The 16,140-nt window shown below is 62.7% G+C and carries 10 protein-coding genes; 5 read left to right on the top strand and 5 right to left on the bottom strand.

Features of this window, described 5'->3' with window-relative positions; translation table 11 throughout:
* Positions 1–89: 89 nt before the first annotated feature.
* From I5961_RS25005 to I5961_RS24985, 5 genes are all read right to left on the bottom strand, one after another.
* Entirely contained in the window at positions 90–1,973 is a 1,884-nt protein-coding gene (locus tag I5961_RS25005) for a TonB-dependent receptor domain-containing protein (RefSeq protein ID WP_085705092.1), read from the bottom strand.
* Between the two features lie 164 nt (positions 1,974–2,137).
* Positions 2,138–4,036 carry a 1-deoxy-D-xylulose-5-phosphate synthase gene (gene dxs, locus I5961_RS25000; RefSeq protein ID WP_227233665.1) on the bottom strand — a complete coding sequence of 633 codons (1,899 nt, stop codon included), beginning with the start codon at positions 4,034–4,036 and terminating at the stop codon, positions 2,138–2,140.
* A gap of 91 nt (positions 4,037–4,127) precedes the next feature.
* Positions 4,128–5,015, bottom strand: coding sequence for a (2E,6E)-farnesyl diphosphate synthase (gene ispA, locus I5961_RS24995; protein ID WP_085703088.1), 888 nt, complete (start codon positions 5,013–5,015; stop codon positions 4,128–4,130).
* On the bottom strand, positions 5,012–5,254 hold the full coding sequence (locus I5961_RS24990; protein WP_007894317.1) for an exodeoxyribonuclease VII small subunit: 243 nt from the start codon (positions 5,252–5,254) through the stop codon (positions 5,012–5,014). The genes ispA and I5961_RS24990 overlap by 4 nt, the downstream gene beginning before the upstream one ends.
* 88 nt (positions 5,255–5,342) lie before the next feature.
* Positions 5,343–6,488, bottom strand: a complete 1,146-nt coding sequence (locus I5961_RS24985; protein ID WP_227233663.1) for a Fic family protein — start codon at positions 6,486–6,488, stop codon at positions 5,343–5,345.
* A 277-nt stretch (positions 6,489–6,765) separates the two neighbouring features.
* Here I5961_RS24985 and I5961_RS24980 point away from each other — a divergent pair, with 277 nt between their 5' ends.
* From I5961_RS24980 to I5961_RS24960, 5 genes are read left to right on the top strand one after another with little or no spacing between them, the layout of a single operon-like run.
* The gene (locus I5961_RS24980; protein WP_227233662.1) at positions 6,766–7,557 is read left to right on the top strand and encodes a YfaP family protein; all 792 of its coding nucleotides are present in this window, start codon (positions 6,766–6,768) and stop codon (positions 7,555–7,557) included.
* 51 nt (positions 7,558–7,608) lie between these two features.
* Positions 7,609–9,321, top strand: coding sequence for a DUF2138 domain-containing protein (locus I5961_RS24975; protein WP_227233660.1), 1,713 nt, complete (start codon positions 7,609–7,611; stop codon positions 9,319–9,321).
* Positions 9,291–9,956 (top strand): DUF1175 domain-containing protein, encoded by a 666-nt coding sequence (locus I5961_RS24970; RefSeq protein ID WP_085697637.1) that lies wholly within the window; start codon positions 9,291–9,293, stop codon positions 9,954–9,956. The genes I5961_RS24975 and I5961_RS24970 overlap by 31 nt, the downstream gene beginning before the upstream one ends.
* The gene (locus tag I5961_RS24965; RefSeq protein WP_227233658.1) at positions 9,953–14,518 is read left to right on the top strand and encodes an alpha-2-macroglobulin family protein; all 4,566 of its coding nucleotides are present in this window, start codon (positions 9,953–9,955) and stop codon (positions 14,516–14,518) included. The genes I5961_RS24970 and I5961_RS24965 overlap by 4 nt, the downstream gene beginning before the upstream one ends.
* Before the next feature lies 1 nt (position 14,519).
* Positions 14,520–16,139: a DUF2300 domain-containing protein gene (locus tag I5961_RS24960; protein WP_227233657.1), complete on the top strand. Its 1,620-nt coding sequence runs from the start codon at positions 14,520–14,522 to the stop codon at positions 16,137–16,139.
* Position 16,140 lies beyond the last annotated feature (1 nt).

Here is a 16,140-nt window from a genome sequence, read left to right as displayed (position 1 = left end):
CCACAAGTATCGGGCTGAACCTGTGGGGGCGAGCTTGCTCCGGGCGGCGATCCGACGATGAGGCCCGTCAAGGCAGCGAAAATCCCGGATCAGAGCTGCGGCGTCCAGGTCACGCCGAACATGAACGCCCGACCTTCCTCGCGATAGCCATACTGACTGCCGTCATGGCTGTACAGCGCCCGGCTGTAACCCTTGTCCAGCAGGTTATCGACCTTGAAATCCAGCTTGATCTCACGGTTCAGCGCCCAGCTGCTGCGCAGCCCGAGCAGCGCGTATCCGCCAAGCGGTTGTTGATTGTTGAGGTCGTCATAACTGCTGCTGACAGCCTGCCAACTGGCCCCGAGGCCGAGGCGGTCGAATTGCCGATCCAGATCCCAGCTCAAGGTGCGGCGGGCACGCCGCGCCAATGTGTGGCCGGTGTCGCGGTCGCGGGGATCGATGATCGCCACGCCCAGATTGCTCTGCCAGCCGAACAGCTGCTGTTTCAGCGCTGCTTCGAAGCCGTTGATCCGCGCCGAGGCGACGTTTTCCGGGCGTGAGTTGCTGCCGAAGATGATCGCGTCTTCCAGATCGGTCCGATACAGCGACGCTTCGAGGCGAGTGCTGTCGCTCAACTGGCTGCGCCATTGCAGTTCGTAGCTTTTCGAGGTTTCCGGTTTCAGGTCGGGATTGCTGAAGTCCGGGTAGTACAGGTCGTTGAAGGTCGGCGCACGGAAGCCTTCGCTGTAGCTGAGCAACAGGTCGTTGTCCGGGTTGACCGGCAACGTCAGCGTGCCGCTCCAGCTGTTCTGGCCGCCGAACTGCTGGTTGTCGTCACGGCGCAGGCCCAGTTCGGTGGAAAAACTGTCGGCCTGGAAGCGATGCTGGATGAACGCGGCGCGGTTCCAGCGACTGTCTTCGGCGAACTCGGTGCTGCTGTTGATCCGGTCTTCGTACCAGTCGCCGCCGAGGATCAGGCTGTTGCGTGAATCCAGCGTCAGGTCGTTCTGCCAGGTCACCGAGTCGCGGTAGGTGTTGAACACCGAGCGCTCGTCGCTGAGCTTGTCGAAAGACTTCTCGCGGTTTTCGCTGTGGCCAAGCTCCAGGCGCGACTTCCAGCGCTCATTGATCCGCGCGTCGATGTAGCTGCTGAAACTGCTGACGGCGAAATCGCTGTAGGGCTGCTGCTGGAGGGAGTCGAAGGTCACCGGGTCGAAGCGCCCGAACGGGTTGTCGAATTCGCTTTTGCCACGGTTATCCAGCAGGTTGGCGCCGACTTCGATGTCATCGGTCAGCGCATGGCTGAGGCTCAGGCTGAAGGATTTATTGCGGTAGGCATCGTGATCGCTGTCGCTGGGATACGAATCGTGGGTGCGGTCGAGGCCGGCGGTTTCATCGAGGCTGGCGCCGAGGTTGAAGCGGGTTTTCTCATCACCGCCGGAGAGGCCGACGCTGCGCTCCCAGGTCTGATTGCTGCCGAAGCCGACATGCATCCGCGGCTGCAGGCCCTGTTCGCCGCCGCGCCGGGTGAAGATCTGGATCACCCCGCCGATCGCGTCGCTGCCGTAAATGACCGAGCGCGATCCGCGCAGTACCTCGACACGCTCGATCTGTTCGATGTTGAGGTGTTGCAGGTTGCTGTCGCCGGAGGTGGCGTTGCCGATGCGCTGGCCGTCGACCAGCACCAGGCTCTGCGCCGATTGCGTGCCACGAATGTAGATTCCCGGCAGGCTGCCGCGTCCGCCGGTTTGCGCGACTTGTACGCCCGGTACCCGTTGCAGCAGATCGGTGACGCTGCTCGGTTGCAGGCGCTCGATGTCTTCGCGGGTGAACACGGTGTTGGCGGCGCTGCTGTCGTTGCGCGCCTCGACCTGGCGGTTGGCGCTGATCAGCACGTCCGGCAGCTTCAGGGCCTGATCGCGTTCGAAGGTGTCGGCCAGGGCGTTGGCGGTTGGCAGCAGCAGGAGGGGCAGGGCGAGGCGCGAGAGGTTCATCGGAGTCCGTTGGTACATAAAGCGAATTGAATTTTGAAAGCTGCACAAACCACTGTGGGAGCGAGCTTGCTCGCGAATGCGGTATGTCAGTCAAGAATGAGTCGACTGACTGTCCGTCTTCGCGAGCAAGCTCGCTCCCACAGGGTTGTTCACAGATCTGGCGATTAGCGGTTAAGCAGCTCCAGACGCTCACGCACCGCCACTTCGATCCCTGCCTCGTCCAGCCCGCACTCGGCCAGCATCTGCGCCGACTTGGCGTGCTCGACGTAAACGTCCGGCAAGCCCAGGTGCAGCACCGACTTGAGGATGTTCTCGCGGGCGAGGAATTCGCTGACTGCGCCACCGGCGCCGCCCATGATCGCGTTCTCTTCGATGGTCACCAGCAGGTCGTGGCTGTTGGCGATTTCGCGCACCAGCGCTTCGTCCATCGGTTTGACAAAGCGCATGTCGACCACGGTCGCGTCCAGCGTCTCGCCAACCTTCAGGGCTTCGGCCATCTGCACGCCGAATACCAGCAGGGCGACTTTGCTGCCCCGGCGACGCACCACACCCTTGCCGATCTCGATCGGTTCGAGGTCTTTCTCGATGGTCGCGTTCGGGCCGGTGCCGCGTGGGTAACGCACCGCCGCCGGGCCGTTGTACAGGTGGCCGGTGGTGAGCATTTTGCGCAGCTCGTTTTCATCGCTCGGGGTCATGATGACCATGCCCGGGATGCAACGCAGGTAAGACAGGTCAAAACTGCCGGCGTGGGTCGGGCCGTCTTCGCCCACCAGGCCCGCGCGGTCGATGGCGAACAGCACGTCGAGGTTCTGCACCGCGACGTCATGCACCAACTGGTCGTAACCGCGTTGCAGGAACGTCGAGTAGATCGCCACCACCGGTTTCGCGCCTTCGCAGGCCATGCCGGCGGCGAGGGTCACGGCGTGTTGCTCGGCAATCGCCACGTCGAAGTAGCGCAGCGGGAAGCGTTCGCTGAACGCCACCAGATCCGAACCTTCCTTCATCGCCGGGGTGATGCCTACCAGACGCGGGTCGGCAGCAGCCATGTCGCACAGCCATTCACCGAACACGCCGGAATACTTCGGCCCGCTGGCCTTCTTCGGCGCAGCGGCCGGGGCGTCCAGCGGTTCGAGTTTGGTGATGGCGTGGTAACCGATCGGATCGACTTCAGCCGGGGCGAAGCCTTTGCCCTTCTTGGTGACGATGTGCAGGAACTGCGGGCCTTTCAGATCGCGCATGTTGCGCAGGGTGGCGATCAGGGTCGGCAGGTCGTGGCCATCGATCGGGCCGATGTAGTTCCAGCCCAGTTCTTCGAACAGGGTGCCGGGAACCAGCATGCCTTTTGCGTATTCTTCGGTGCGACGGGCGATTTCCCAGGCGCCGGGCAGGCGCGACAGCACTTTTTTGCTGCCTTCACGCATGCTCGCGTAAGTGCGGCTGGAAAGGATCTTCGCCAGATAGTTCGACAGACCGCCGACGTTGCGCGAGATCGACATGTCGTTGTCGTTGAGGATCACCAGCATGTTGGCGTCGACTTCCGGCGCATGGTTCAGCGCCTCGAACGCCATGCCTGCGGTCAATGCGCCGTCGCCGATCACGGCAATCGCCTTGCGATCAATGTTCTGCAGGCGGGCGGCGATGGCCATGCCCAGCGCGGCGCTGATCGAGGTGCTGGAGTGACCGACGCCAAAGGTGTCGTACTCGCTCTCGGAGCGGCGCGGGAAGGCCGCGATGCCGTCCTTCTGGCGCAGGGTTTCCATGCGCTCGCGACGACCGGTGAGGATCTTGTGCGGATAGGCCTGATGACCAACGTCCCACACCAGACGGTCGTCCGGGGTGTCGAAGACGTAATGCAACGCGATGGTCAGCTCGATGACGCCCAGGCCGGCACCGAAATGCCCACCGGTCTGGCCGACCGTGTAGAGCAATTCCAGGCGCAACTCATCAGCCAGGGTTTCCAGCTCGGCTTCGCCTAACCGGCGCAGGCCGTCCGGCGTGTTCGCGCGGTCGAGCAGGGGCGTGGTCGGGCGCTTGCGGGGAATCTCATGAAACGTCGTGGGCATCAGGCGAATCGTTATAGGTATAAAAGATGCGGCAGTTTACCTGATGCATCGCCCCCTGCCCACGCGTTGGTCTTTTTTGGCTGATTAGCCTTCAGTTACGCCGATCGACGATATACCGGGCCAGATCGCGCAACGGCTCGGCAGCCGCGTCAAACGGTCGCAGTGCGTGCAGGGCCTGATCGCGCAGTTCCAGCGCGTAAGCCTTGGCGGCGTCGAGACCGAGCAGGGCCGGGTAGGTCGGCTTGTCGCGGGCGATGTCGGCACCCTGGCGTTTGCCGAGGGTTTCGGTATCGCTTTCGACGTCGAGGATGTCGTCCTGGACCTGGAACGCCAGACCGATGGCCTGTGCATAAGTCTGCAGCGACTTCAATTCATCCTTCTCGGCACGGCCGCTGGCCAGCGCGCCAAGTTTGACGCTGACCTCGATCAGCGCGCCGGTCTTGTGCCGGTGCATTTGTTCCAAAGCTTTCTGGTCGAGCTTGAGGCCGACCGAACCGAGATCGATGGCCTGACCGCCGACCATGCCGGCCGGGCCTGCCGCGTGCGCCAGCGCTGTGACCTGTTGCAGGCGGATGTCTGCGCTCAGGTCGCTCAGGCGCGGGTCGAGCAGGGCGCCGAACGCCAGACTCTGCAAGCCGTCGCCGGCCAGAATCGCGCAGGCTTCGTCGAATTTCTTGTGAGTGGTCGGCTGGCCGCGACGCAGATCGTCGTCGTCCATCGCTGGCAAATCATCGTGTACCAGCGAATACGCATGGATCAGCTCAACCGCACACGCCGCGCCGTTGGCCTGCTCGGCCTTGCCGCCAAGGGCTTCGCATGCCGCGTAGGCCAGCAGCGGGCGCACGCGTTTGCCGCCGTTCATCACGCTGTAGCGCATGGCTTCATAGAGGCGCGCCAGTTCTGGCAACGGGGCATTGAACAGGGTTTCCAGCGCCGCGTTGACCCGCGCCTGGCTGGTAGCCGAATACGCTGCAATCATTCTGGCTGATCCGCGTCGAAGGGTTCCTCGGCGAGTTCGCCATCGCGCTCCAGCAATACCTGGACCTTCTGCTCGGCCTGGGCCAGCGCCGCCTGGCAGTCACGGGTCAGGCCGATGCCCTGCTCGAAGGCGGTCAGCGAGTCTTCCAGCGACAATTCACCGTTCTCCAGACGCTCCACCAGCGTTTGCAGGTCGGCGAGGGACTGTTCGAAATCCAGTGCAGCTTTTTTGCGGGCCATGGCGGCTAATTCCGGTTGACGTTAAACCGGCGCGACACTAGCAGATAGGGGGGGTATGGGCAAATGAGCGGGCCGACGGACAAGGGTGTCAGTCGGTCGATTCGTCCGGATATTGAATCTGATACCGAGTGCTGCGTCCGCCGCCCGGAAGACGTTGCAGGCAGCCCTTTTCCAGCAGTTCCGCCAAATGTCGGGTGGCCGTGGCTTTGGAGACCTTGGCCACACTCTGGTATTGCGCTGCACTGATACCGTGCTCGAAACCGCGCTCACCACCGTCGAGCAAACGATTGAGCACTTTGATCTGCTCCGCCGACAGCCCGGATTCCCGGTGCGCCTGCCAGAAGCGGGATTTTCCCAACACACTTTCAATCCGCGCGATGGCCTGTTGCAGACTGCGCAGCAAGGTTTGCAGGAACCATGTGAGCCAGTCGGTAATGTCCATCGTGGCTTTCTGGTTCGATTCGAGAATCCGGTAATAGCCCGCACGATCATCGAGGATGCTGGCGGACATCGCATAAAAACGAATCGCCTGCGCTTCGCCCTGAGCCAGTGCCAGATCGGTAAGGGTGCGAGTCAGGCGTCCATTGCCGTCGTCGAATGGATGCAAGGTGACGAACCAGAAATGTGCGATGCCAGCTCGCAAGAATGGATCGAGGCCTGCCTGTTGCCGACTGGCGTCGAACCACTTGAGAAAACTGTCGAGTTGCCGCTCAAGGCCTTGTCGCGGTGGCGCCTCGAAGTGCACGGTCGGACGCTCGATTCGTCCGGAAACCACCTGCATCGGCTCATCGCCGCGTAATGCGCCGACATTGATTGCACGCGAAAGGAAGCCACTCTCCGGTTCTGGAAACAGCCACGAATGCCATTCCAGCAATCGTTCCAGCGTCAGAGGTTCGGCAAAGCGCTGAGTGGCATCGAGCATCAGCTGTGCCAGTCCCTCGCTGCGCTTGCTGACGTTGTGGCCATCAGGCGATTCCAGCCCCAGGCGTCGTGCCAGTGAAGAACGCACGGATTCAACATTCAACTGTTCCCCCTCGATGGCCGAAGAGGTCACGATGTTTTGCAGCAACGCGTCCAGCTCAGTCTGAGCGCTCAGGGAATTGCCCACTGATCCCGCCATACCCATCAATTGTCCCTGCGCCTGAACGCATTCGCGCAACAGCGCAGTGAGACGCGCTGCCTGCCAGTTGAAGTCAGGCCAGTCGGGCTGCTGCCAGATCCAGTGAGTTGCCATGAAATGCCGTTCCTGAGTGCGTGAGCCGAATAGAAACGCTATTCGGCTCATTTGGTGAGCCGAATATGACGCCTATTCGGCTCATCGTCCACCCGAGGGCGTGATTCCCGCCGCATTTCAAGATGTATCCGATTGTTAAAAAACTGCCGAATCGCTAACCTTCGCGCCTTCTACGACCCGACAGTCACGGGTCTTTCAGACGAAACGCAGTTTTCAGCGCTGTGAAGTACCGAGGATCGGGTGCAAGGTTTCGTTCAGGCATGGCAGGAGGCATCACATGCGTTCACTTCTTTTGCTGCTGATCGGGTTGGCCTGCGCGCCCGCGCTGCTGGCGGCGCCGAGTGCGGAGCTGTCGGAGCCGGTGGGGGGCTGGCGTTATCACGGGCTGCTCGATCGCACGGAAAACCCGCAGGTCGCCTATCCGACGCCGCCCATTGATCGCGGCATCCAGCGCAATCGTACGATGATCGAGGGCCAGCTCAAGGCCATCGGGCATCTGCGTCCGCCCCACAGCCTGGCGGTGAACGGCAACCCACTGAATCTGTACACCGACGACCAGGGCCGTTTCGCCCGGCCGTATGCGTTCGGCGCCGGTTCCAACAGCGTCGAGGTGATCAGCGCTGACGGCCAGTCGCTCAAGCGCGTTCAATTCTACGAAGCCAACAATTTGCGCACGCCGGCGCGGATCCGCGTGGTACTGGGTTGGGACGATCCTAAAGCCGAACTCGACCTGCACGTCATTACGCCTGACGGCCAGCACGCCTTCTGGGCGCGTCCGGCGATGAGCAACGGCGGTGGCCTCGATCCGGACGGCGTCGACGGCCCCGGCCCGGAAATGTTCACCATGACCGCGCCGCTGCACGGCACCTATCTGGTTTACGTCAACTATTGGGGCAACTTCGGTAACGGCGGCTATAACTTCGAGGAGGCCAGCAACCAGAACGAGGTCATCACCTCGCAAATCACGCTGGTACTCAACGAAAACACCGTCGACGAAAAACGCGAAACGTTCATCGTGCCCCTGCGGGCCATCGGTGATCTGCTGCTGGTCAAGACTTTCAACTATTAAGCATCCCGCACCACGGATGAACTGCCGAGCTTTGGGAACATGAGCGAGAAGATGAGCGAAAACACTGAGACCCCGGCCACCGATACGCCCGCCGCCAAACCTTCCCGGCGCTGGCCGTTGCTGGCGGTCGGGCTGTGCCTGGTGGCCGGCGTGGCGGGCGGGCTCGGCTGGCTGATGCACAAACCCAAGGCGCCGCCAGCGGAATTGGCCAGCGACAAGCTCGGCCTGAGCCGCCCGGACGCGCTGCTGGAAACCCGCTCCCTGAGCCAGTTGCCCAAGGATTTGCTGACGGTGCCGTTCCTCAAAGCCACGCTCACCGAGGATTTCGTCTTCTATTACGAAACCCACGCCGACCGTCTCGGGCTGATCGGCAGTCTGCGGCGGATCATCTACGAGCATGACCTGAAGCTGCAAGACAGCCTGATCGAGCAACTCTTCGATCAACCGGCGGACGTGGCGCTGTGGCGCGGCGCCGATGGTCGTTTGAAGGATTTCCTGCTGGTGATGGATCGCGGCGGTTTGGCCAAGTTGCTGGAGCCCTTGGCGAAAGTCGCTCTGGATGATTCGCAACTGAGCGTGTTCAGCACCCTGAAAGTCGGCGGTGACGAAGTGCCGCTGTATCAACTGACCTACAACGCCGGCAAATCCCTGCTGTTCGGCTCCCGTGGCGACAAACTGGTGGTGCTGTCGAACCCGGCCAAGTTCTACGATCCGGAAAACGGCGCTTCCGAAGAGTCCGGCCATGTCTCGCCGCAAGCCCTCGCGGCGCTGCTCAACGGTGAAAAACTGTTCCCCGAAGCGTTCGGGCTACCGGTCAAGACGCCTGAAACCAAACAGCGCCTGTCGGTCAACTCCAGCGTCCTGGCCATGGGTTACCAGCGCTTCATCCCGAACTTCGCCGGCCTGCGTTTCGACATGGACGACAAGGGCTGGCACAGCTATCTCGCGATGGATGAACTGGACAACCAGCCGGACTTCGATTTCAAACCGGTCTGGCAAGCCATGCCGCTGGGCGCCAGTGCCTGCGTGACCTTGCCGGTCGCTGCCGAGCCGCAGAAACCGTTGCTGGTGAAGCTCGGTGCCGAAGAGGCAGTGGCGCAGAAACTCACCGAACACGTTGCCGGCGCGGCGGGCCTGTGCTGGTACGCCGATTCGCGGTTGTACACGCCGTTGCTGGTGGCCAGTCTGAACGACGAAGACAACGGCAAGCTCGACGCGGATATCGGCACATTGTTCGATTCGATGGTCGGCGCCTACGAAAGCAAGGTCGACGAGCACGCGTTCCCGGTGGTCGAGAAGCAGGAAGGCCAGAGCCACCTCTGGCAGCGTCAGGTCAGCTCCAACTTTGGCCCGTACCCGGCCAGGGATGCCGAGACCCCGGATGCAATCACCGGCCGTGCCTTCATGAAAGTCAGCCTGGCGCGCCACGGTTCGACACTGCTGTTTTCCCTCGACGACAAACTGGTCGACAAGGCCCTCGGCACCCTCGACAAGCGCTTCCCGCCGATGGCCGATGTGCTGCCGAAAGACGTGCTGATGCCAATCTATTTCGGCCCGGATTCAATGGCACAGCTGATCCAGCAGGAAACCCTCGACAGCCTGCCGCAGGACATGGAACCGGTGTTCTACAACGCCGCGCAAACCTACCTGATCCCGAAACTGCGCACCCTCGGCGGCATGGGCAAATACGCCCTGACCTTGCCGGAAGGCAGTGAGCCCGACGGCCACTGGCAATGGCTGCCGCTGGAGTGGAAAGCGCTGTGACGACATTGATCCGCAGCCTCGGCTTGCTCGCGCTGTTACTGAGCGCGGGTGCCCGAGCGGTCGAAACGCCGGCACTCGATCCTGCGCAGTCCCAGGTTTTTCGCGCCTGGTTCGTGCGCATCGCTCAGGAGCAGTTGAGCAAAGGCCCGAGCCCGCGCTGGTATCAGCAGGACTGCGCCGGGCTGGTGCGGTTTGCCGCCAACGAAGCGCTGAAAGTCCATGACGACAAATGGCTGCGCAGCAATGGCGTGTCCAATCGCTACCTGCCGCCGGAGCTGGATCTGAGCGCCGATCAGCGCCAGCTCGCCCAGCAATGGCAGCAGGGCGGCGGCAAGGTCGGGCCCTACGTCAACGCAATCAAACTGATTCAGTTCAACAGCCATCTGATCGGCCGCGACGTGTCCCAGGCACGGCCCGGCGATCTGATGTTTTTCGATCAGGGCGACGACCAGCACCTGATGATCTGGATGGGCCGCTACATCGCCTATCACACCGGCACGACCACCCCAACCGACAACGGCATGCGTTCGGCAAGCCTGCAGCAACTCATGACATGGAAGGACACCCGATGGATACCCGACGCAGCCAACCCCAACTTCATCGGCGTCTATCGACTGAACTTTCTCTCCCAATGACCGGTGCCCGCATGCTGCGTTTACTGCCTTTTCTGTTGCTGTCAGTCCTGCCGTTTTCGGCCGTGAATGCCGAAGACTCCGTGGAGCCAAGCGGCTACACGCCGGTCTCCGGTGAAAGCTTTTTCCTGCTGGCCGACAGCAGTTTCGCCGCCGACGAGCAGGCGGTGGTGCGCCTCGAAGCACCGGGCCGTGATTACCGCCGTTTCCGTATGGAACCGTACGGCGGCGCCGACATTCGGGTGTACAAGATCGACAAGCCGCTGGACTTCCTCAAGCGCCAGAAAAACCTGCACCGCGTGGTCAGCGACGGCCAGTTCAAGGGCGAAGGCTTGTCGAACACCCTCGCGTACCTGTGGGACAACTGGTACCGCAAATCCCGTCGGGTGATGCAGCGTGCGTTCTCCTACGAGTCGCGTCAGCAAGTCACCGAAGAGGTGCCGGAGCTGAAGATGGGCAACGCCATCGCTGCGCCAACGCCGTACGACGCGCAGCCGCAGTTCGCCCTGATTCCGGGCCTGCCGGTGGTCAGCCAGTTCCGCTATCCGCTGTGGCAGGCCAAGCCGATCCAGCCGCCGACAGGCGTGAGTCTGGCCGGGTCTTCCAGCGAGTTCGTCAGCGTTGCGCCGGGCAACGTCTACATCCCGCTGGGCAATCTGAAACCGGGCCTGTATCTGGTCGAAGCGCTGATCGGCAAGTACCGCGCGACCACCATGGTTTTCGTTTCCAACACCGTGGCGGTGAGCAAGATTGCCGGTGATGAATTGCTGGTGTGGGCCGCGCGCAAACACGAAGGCAGCTCGGTGCCGAAGGTCAATGTGCTGTGGACCGACGGCCTCGGCGTGATGAGCAGCGGCGCTACCGACAACGACGGTTTGCTGCGCCTGAAACACGTCAGCCCGGAGCGTTCGTTCGTCATCGGCGAGGACGAAGAGGGCGGCGTATTCGTCTCGGAAAACTTCTATTACGACAGCGAAATCTACGACACCAAACTCTACGCCTTCACCGACCGGCCGCTGTATCGCCCGGGTGATTGGGTGTCGCTGAAAATCGTTGGCCGCGAATTCAAGAACGCCCGGGATTCGGTATTGCCGGGGGCGGCGGACGTCAATGTCAGCGTGCTTGATGCGACGGGCACCGAGTTGCAGCGTCTCGATCTGAAGCTCGATTCGAAGGCCGGCACTCAGGGCCGCTTCCAGTTGCCGGACAACGCCGTGGCCGGTGGTTACGAGCTGCGTTTCAACTACAAGGATCAGGCCTACAGCAGCGCGTTCCGGGTAGCGGAGTACATCAAGCCGCACTTCGAAATCTCGCTGAACCTGGCCAGGCAGGATTACCGAACCGGCGAACCGGTGAAGGGCAGCCTGGTGCTGCTGTACCCGGACGGCAAACCGGTGGCCAACGCCAAACTGACCCTGAGCCTGCGCGCCCAGCAGCTGTCGATGGTCGACAACGAGCTGCAATACCTCGGGCAATTCCCGGTGGAGCTGACCAGCACCGAACTGACCACCGACAGCAAGGGCAATGCGACCCTTGACCTGCCGGCCGCCGACAAGCCGAGCCGCTACATGCTCACAGTGTTTGCCAGCGATGGCGCGGCGTACCGGGTCAAGACCACCAAAGAAATCCTCATCGACCGGGGCGCTGCCAGCTTCCGTCTGACTGCGCCACAGCGTTTCAGTGCGGTCGGTGACAAGGTCGCGTTCAGCTACGCCAATGAGGGCGGCAGTCAACAGGCGCAGGCCGTGGTGCCGAGCAGCTACAGCTGGGTGCGTCTGGAAGACCAGAGCACGGGCGAAGGCAAACTGGCGGCGAAAGACAAAGGCTTCAGCGTGACGTTTGATCGTCCGGGCACCTACAACCTGTCGCTGAAAGATCAGCACGGTCGAGTGCTTGGCGCGACCGGTCATTCGGTCACCGGTGACGGCGTCAAGGCTGTGCCGGGCACCGTGGAGATCGTCCTCGACAAGCCCGAGTACAAGGCCGGCGACGAGGCACTGGCGCTGATCACCTTCCCGGAGCCGGTCAGCGATGCGCTGCTGTCGCTGGAGCGCGACAAGGTTGAAGCTACCGCGCTGCTGGCCAAGGGCGGCGACTGGTTGAAGCTGGAGAAACTCAGCGACACCCAATACCGCGCGCGCATCCCGGTGAAGAACAACTTCGCGCCGAACCTGACGTTCTCGGTGCTCTACACCAAGGGCGGTCAGTACAGCTTCCAGAACGCCGGGATCAAGGTCGTCGCGCCGCAGATCGACGTGGCGATCAAGACTGACAAAGAGACTTATCAACCGGGCGATACCGTGACGGTCGACCTGACCACGCAATTCGCCGGCAAGGCTGTGCCGGCGCACCTGACGGTCAGCGTGGTCGATGAAATGGTCTACGCGCTGCAACCTGAGGTCGCGCCGACCATCGACCAGTTTTTCTATCACCCGCGCCGCAACAACGTGCGCACCAGCGCCAGCCTGTCGTTCATCAGCTACGACGTGGCATTGCCGGGCAGCCCCGGCGCGCCGGGCAAGGCCAACCGCAGCGAACGTGGGGTGAAAGTGCTGGAGCGGCCGCGCCGCGAAGACGTCGACACCGCTGCATGGCAGCCGGAATTGCTGACCGACGCCGACGGCAAGACGCGCTTCACTTTCAAGATGCCGGACTCGCTGACCCGCTGGCGCATCACCGCGCGGGCGATTGCCGATGACGGTCAGGTCGGACAGAAGAAGCAGTTCGTCCGCTCGGAAAAGCCGCTGTACCTGAAGTGGAGCGGGCCGAGCAAATTCCGCAAGGGCGATCAGCCGCAGCTTGGTGTGTTCGCCTTCAGTCAGGCCGAGAAACCGGTCAAGGCTGAGTTGGTAACGCACTACGCCAGCGCCGAACAGCGCCTGCCGGTGACCCTCGACAACGGCATCAACTACCTGCCGCTGCCGGCCTTCGCATTGGCCACCGGCGAGTGGACCGCCGAGCTGGTGCAGGACGGCAAAACCGCCGATGCCCTTGCTGTGCGCCTGACGGCGACCGGCGAAGGCTGGCAAGTGACGCAGACCCAGAGCCTTGACGTGGCCAGCGGCGACACACCGTTGAGCCTGCCGGCAGACGCGACCGACATTCGCCTGCGTCTGGATGACAGCCCGCAGGCGCTGTTCCGCTCTGCCCTCGATGATCTGCTCAGCTATCCGTACGGCGGCGTCGAACAGACCGCCAGCCGTTTGCTGCCGCTGAGCATCGCTTATCCGTCGCTGGCGTCGAGCCCGCAGATCCGCGACCGCTTGCGCCTGATCATGCAGAACAGTCGTCTGCGCCTGGTACAAATGGCCGGGCCGTCGGCGAGCTTCACCTGGTGGGGCTTCGACGGCGAGCCGGATGCGTTCCTCACCGCTTACGCCTATTACGCCGACTGGAACGCCAGTCAGGTGCTGGAGCTGACCTTGCCGCCGGAACACTGGCAGCGGGTGCTGGAGGTTTACGCCAAGCAGGCGCCGAACACGCCATTGCTGCAACGGGCGCTGATCCTGTCGTTCGCCAAGCAGATGCACTTGCCGGTCAACACGCTGCTCAGCGGCTTGATGGAGGATCTGGCCAGGGCCGGGGAAGGCAATGCCGAAACCCTGATGGACGACGGCGAAGACAGTCTGGTGATGGGCGATCCGGATTCGGCACTCGGTCTGGCGGCGGCGCGGGTCTTGACCGCATCGCTGGCCACCCAGTCGAAAGTCGCTTTGCCGGACGCGTTCAACCGTCAGCTGGGCGCTGCGCAACAGCGTTTGGCCGTCAGTTCGCAGCCGTTTGCCGAAGCGCTAAACCTGTCCCTGCAACCGTTCGATCAGGCCCGTGCAACAGCGTTGTTGCAGCGCCTGCTGCCGCAGCAATCGACCCTCGAACGTGCGCTGGCGCTGACCTGGCTGCAACGCAGCATCGCTCAGGCGTCGCCGACCATCGCGCTGGCGCCGGGCGAAGGCTGGAAGAAAAACTACGGCGCGACCGGCGAGATGTTCTGGACGTGGCAGGGGGCTGCGCCGGTGCCGAGCGTGTTGACGGTGGCGGGCACTCAGGAGCGTCCGTTGCGTGCCGCGTTGAGCTTCCAGACCCAGCAACCGGCGGTCGATCCGATGGCGGTGACTATCACTCGTCGCCTGTCGCGTCTGGTGCCGGGTGACGAAGCCTTCACCTTCAAACTGGAACCGGTCGGCAGCAAGCCGTTGTCCAGCGACAGTCTGTATCTGGACGAAGTGATCCTCACCAGCAAAGCACCGAAACCGCTGCGCTACGGCATGCTCGAAGTGCCGTTGCCGCCGGGTGCCGATGTCGAGCGCACCACGTGGGGCATCAAGTTGCAGGGCAAGGACGGCACCGAGCCGACCGCGCTGGAGAAAGCACGTTTCGAACCGGGCCAACTGGCCTACGCGGTGCCGGTGGATGCGCTGAGCGGTGAATTGCGTCTGCGGCATCTGGTGCGTTTTTCGCAGAAAGGCCAGTTCAATCTGCCGCCGGTGCGTTTCACTCAGGTCTACGCGCCGCAGCACCGGGCCCAGGAAGCGAAAGCGGCCCTCGGTCAGGTCACGGTCAACTGACATGACCCGGCCGCTGCTGTGGCTGCTGATGTGTGTGATTCCTGCGCTGGCGACGGCGCAGGATGAACCTTTGCGCGTGGCGTACAAGGGCGAATTGTTGTCGCTGAACACGGCGCAAATGACTGCTCGCGAGCCGTTGCCTTCGTCGCTTGAGACGCCGCTGGGCAGTCTGTGGAAGGTGTTCGTTTACGCGTGGCTGGTGGATACCGGCGCACGGGAACCGGCGTATGAATGCCGCGGGCAGTCGAAGGAAGAAGTCTATTGCTGCGCAGCGGGCGGCAAGATCGAGCGTGATCAGGCGCTGGTGAAATCCTGCGGGCTGTATTTCGAGCCGGCGCGGTTGGGCATAACCGCTGGCGATTGGAGAGCCTATTGGCAGACGCGACAGGCGCCGTCGTGGTTGCTGGATTTGCCATCGGTGCAACCGGCTACTCGGGTTTCCGTGGCTGACTTGTTGAAGGTTTTGTCTTGGCTGCCGGCTCAGGATCAGATGCGCCGTGTGCTGCTCGATGTCGTTTTGAATGCGGCGGATGGCAATGTCGTCGGTGAGCTTGGCGGACGTTTGCGGGTGAAGACCTGGAGCTGGCTCGGCGATCAGGATCCGCAATCACGTCAGGGCGGTTTCGCTGGCTGGACGGCGGATGGATCGCCGATCTGGGCCGGTGGCCGGGGTACCAGTCAGATGGTTCTGCGGCATTACGGTTCGGCGCTGGCAACGTTGTTGCCCGCATCATGGCCGGCGGAAGCGGGAAGTTGTGTTGAGGTCGGACTGTTCTCGCGTTATCCGGTTTCGCGGGTTCTGGCGGGTGAACGCGTTGCTGGCTCCGGCCCGTTGCAGGGCGATTACCGCGTCGAATTCGCCAATGGCAATGCGCTGGATATCCACAGTGACGGCGAACTGTTTCTGCTCAACGACAAGCTGGTCGCCCGGCTGGATCGCGAAGAATACGTCGCCCGCGTGCTGGAGCGTGAAGCCAAACCCGAACCGGCCGAAGCCGCCAAAGCATTGGCCGTGGCGATTCGCACGTATCTGCTGCAAAACGCCACACGCAACGGCGAATGTCTGAGCATCGACGACAGCAGCACCCGGCAACGTGTCGCCCCGCGTCCGGCCTCTGCCGAATCGCGCAATATCGCTGCATGGACGGCGGATCTGGTGCTGGCCGGCAGCACCGTCACCTATCACTCCGATCAACCCGGCCCCGACAAACTCGCCTGGCAGCAGGCCGTCGAACAAGCCAATGCCGGCCAGCGTTACGACGCGATCCTGCTGCACGCTTATCCGCGCGCCAGCCTCAGCCGCTGGGACAACCCGGTGGCGTCCTGCGAAGCGCTGCCCGCCGCACAGGACTGGCTGCAAAAACAGCGGCGCGGCTGGCGTCCGAAGCTGGAAGGTGAAACCGGCTACAGCGAAGTCAGCACTTTCGCCGTCTGCAAACTCGCCTTCGGCCGCCCCTTCGTCGACCGCGAACGCCAGCGCATCTACGTGCGCGGCGTGCTGTCGTTGCAGGATCGCCTCGACCTGACTCACGAATACCTGCACTTGGCCTTTGAAGCACACCCCAACGGCCAGGATGAAACCTATATCGAAGGGCTCGCCCGTCACCTTTTGCTGGAATAGA

This window comes from Pseudomonas sp. IAC-BECa141 (assembly GCF_020544405.1).
Lineage (GTDB): Bacteria > Pseudomonadota > Gammaproteobacteria > Pseudomonadales > Pseudomonadaceae > Aquipseudomonas.
The sequence above is the reverse complement of the archived record's forward strand: the minus strand, read 5'-3'. Positions and strand labels throughout refer to the sequence as shown.

Excerpts from the sequence above, each read along its gene's own strand:
- ispA (WP_085703088.1), bottom strand. The coding sequence starts at position 5,015 with ATGATTGCAGCGTATTCGGCTACCAGCCAGGCGCGGGTCAACGCGGCG.
- I5961_RS24990 (WP_007894317.1), bottom strand. The coding sequence starts at position 5,254 with ATGGCCCGCAAAAAAGCTGCACTGGATTTCGAACAGTCCCTCGCCGAC.
- I5961_RS24965 (WP_227233658.1), top strand. The coding sequence starts at position 9,953 with ATGACCGGTGCCCGCATGCTGCGTTTACTGCCTTTTCTGTTGCTGTCA.
- I5961_RS24980 (WP_227233662.1), top strand. The coding sequence starts at position 6,766 with ATGCGTTCACTTCTTTTGCTGCTGATCGGGTTGGCCTGCGCGCCCGCG.
- I5961_RS24975 (WP_227233660.1), top strand. The coding sequence starts at position 7,609 with ATGAGCGAAAACACTGAGACCCCGGCCACCGATACGCCCGCCGCCAAA.
- I5961_RS24960 (WP_227233657.1), top strand. The coding sequence starts at position 14,520 with ATGACCCGGCCGCTGCTGTGGCTGCTGATGTGTGTGATTCCTGCGCTG.
- I5961_RS24985 (WP_227233663.1), bottom strand. The coding sequence starts at position 6,488 with ATGGCAACTCACTGGATCTGGCAGCAGCCCGACTGGCCTGACTTCAAC.
- I5961_RS25005 (WP_085705092.1), bottom strand. The coding sequence starts at position 1,973 with ATGAACCTCTCGCGCCTCGCCCTGCCCCTCCTGCTGCTGCCAACCGCC.
- I5961_RS24970 (WP_085697637.1), top strand. The coding sequence starts at position 9,291 with ATGGCTGCCGCTGGAGTGGAAAGCGCTGTGACGACATTGATCCGCAGC.
- dxs (WP_227233665.1), bottom strand. The coding sequence starts at position 4,036 with ATGCCCACGACGTTTCATGAGATTCCCCGCAAGCGCCCGACCACGCCC.